The 2,237-nt window shown below is 55.8% G+C and carries 3 protein-coding genes and 1 pseudogene; 1 reads left to right on the top strand and 3 read right to left on the bottom strand.

Annotated elements, in window-relative coordinates; genetic code table 11:
• Window positions 1-158 precede the first annotated feature (158 nt).
• A complete protein-coding gene (locus ACFFAR_RS31275) occupies window positions 159-383 on the top strand; it encodes a hypothetical protein (RefSeq protein ID WP_375509237.1) in 225 nt (74 codons plus the stop codon).
• 269 nt (window positions 384-652) lie between these two features.
• On the opposite strand, the pseudogene ACFFAR_RS31270 reads toward ACFFAR_RS31275, so the two are convergent.
• From ACFFAR_RS31270 to ACFFAR_RS31260, 3 genes and pseudogenes are all read right to left on the bottom strand, one after another.
• Window positions 653-1,457 (bottom strand): annotated as a pseudogene (locus tag ACFFAR_RS31270) (site-specific integrase); the annotation flags it as partial.
• Window positions 1,450-1,842, bottom strand: coding sequence for a hypothetical protein (locus ACFFAR_RS31265; RefSeq protein ID WP_375509236.1), 393 nt, complete (start codon window positions 1,840-1,842; stop codon window positions 1,450-1,452). The gene ACFFAR_RS31265 and the pseudogene ACFFAR_RS31270, both read right to left, overlap by 8 nt.
• Window positions 1,843-1,982: 140 nt before the next feature.
• Window positions 1,983-2,237: hypothetical protein (locus ACFFAR_RS31260; RefSeq protein ID WP_375509235.1), on the bottom strand; the 255-nt coding region annotated here is incomplete at its 5' end.

Genomic DNA, 2,237 nt, shown 5'->3' with positions numbered 1-2,237 from the left:
TAGAATGAACTCTTATTTGGAAGAGCTTATCCGCCTGATGCCGGAACAATCCTACTGGGCCCATAGGCGCTTTGATACCCGACCGGCAAAGAGACCCGGCCAAAGCGCCGTCTATTATGGGGTGCCAACATTCACGTAGTGAGTCCGGAGCACACTTGATGAAGTTGACGTCAATACATAGGGATTGGGTTGTTGACATGACGCCAGATGCGTTGCCCGACGGCTTCTCGGCCAGCGCTTGGGTTCAGCGGGAGGCTGGTGAAGGCGAGACACAAGGCGAGAATTTCATTTTCTCCGACCTTGGAAATTATGCTACTCAAAGTGAGGCGGTGCACCGGGGCGAAGCGTGGGCCATTCGATGGATAGACGAGAACGATTTTTAATAGTTCACATTCGGCGAAAGAAAGTTTCGTTGGCAATAAACCTTCAAGTCGAGCGGCCAAATTTGGCGCTAGGAAACTGTGATCGTGCCACAGCGAATGAGGTGCATGAATAACACCTCAGTAGCATTGCGTCCGTTCTTGGCTGAGCCGAACAGTGCCGATTCAGAATGTTAATTCCTTGTCACGCAACCATAGCCGATGGTTGGACCCTGGATTCGTTTCAACGGTATCCCAAAACCCAAAACAGGTCTATAAAAGATTTCGCCATTAACGTAAATTCGCTCAACCTCGTCGAGGCTGATGTCGTCTCGGCGCTGGTCGTAAAGCTGAGTCGTGCGCGTTGACGCGTGATTGGCCATCGCTGCGGCGTTCTCAAGCGTTCCGCCGTTTTTAGGTAGACAGTGATGCCGGTCGCTCGAAACGTGTGGTTGCCAATCTTGGTGTCGATGCCGGCTGCGATCGCGCGACGCCGTACCATCGCGTGGACATTGGCTTGGGGAAGGGCAAGCGCAGCCAGAGCCGCCGATTTTGCACGTACACATCTTCAACGCGCATCGTGATGGCAGCGCCCACGCGTGCGAACGAAAACACCATCAACGCAATCAACGCCCGATCCCGCAACCCGATTGGCGTCGAGACATCAATACTGTCGAGCAACTGCCGCGCATCGGTCGCATCGAGCACGGTCGTTTTGCCCTGGCGTGCGCTATGACTGGGTCCGCGCACGGACGCGGTCGGATTGTGCGGCACCACTTGACCGATGACGAGCCAGTCAAACAGGTGACGAATCGCCGCTAAGCAAAGCTTGACCGTGGGCGCCGACGAGGTCTGCGTCTGCAGCTCGATCCAGGTGGTTACAAGCAGCGGTTGCACGGCGGTGATTGAGGTCACGCCGACCTGCGAGCACCAAGTCAGGAATTCGCCCACCGCATGCGCATACGCTCGTCGCGTGTTTGGGTTGCGGATGGTCAATGCGAAGAACTCAAGGAACCGGATGCCAGCGCGTTCGCCGGCATTAATCACCAGAGTGGGCAGCGGCCCCGATGATCGAACCGCGAGCGCGGCGTCAGACATGATCGGTCGCGAGCGTTTCGTGCCGTTCCGTGACCGCCATCGTCAGATTTAACAGCCCATACAGTTCGCTCGCACTGGTCGCCTCAACTTCAACGTCGCCCATTCTTAGGCGCAACGTCCGCCCGGCTCGACCTTGCAGCCAGGCGCGGGTCGCCGCGGTGAGCGTGGACCCGGCGACCGGCGTGCACGGGACCATGAATTCTCCAACGATGCCGTCACCCACATCCGCACGGTCGGTTGTGAAGGTGACCGCGTTTATCTTGCCGCCCTCAGCACGGGCGAGGCTATAGAACTGCCGCAACTCGGCCTGGTATCCCGGACTGAAGGACGCCTCATCGTCGGGTGCGCGCACCAGGGTCAAACGCAGGGTGTCCGAGGTCGGCATGGCGGCTCCGTCTAGATGTGATAAAGGACATTATCGTATTTACCGAACCGCGAAGAGTGCACATTATCACTGACCCAGACGAGCCCGGCTTTCGCTCGAATTGCTTGCCGCAATATTGATAATAGGGACAAATATCGTAATCAATCTGCCCCAAATTCACTGTTTTTTACAACTCCAAATAGACCTTCAATGCGTGAGACTTGCTCGTCGCCAAAGCAAAATGCAATCTGCATAGCTTGCGAGTACATTGATTGACGTTCCCTAGGGGAATTCGTTACAGCAAGGGCTTGTCGATAAAAAGATTCTGAGTCGTCAAAATTTCCTAAGACAAAGTGCGCCTCACCTCTCGTTGCCAAACACCACCTGTCAGATTGCGCCGCTTGATCGCAATACTC

This window comes from uncultured Caballeronia sp. (assembly GCF_964243625.1).
In the GTDB taxonomy this organism is placed as follows: Bacteria; Pseudomonadota; Gammaproteobacteria; order Burkholderiales; family Burkholderiaceae; genus Caballeronia.
This window is presented reverse-complemented; position numbering and strand designations above follow the sequence as displayed.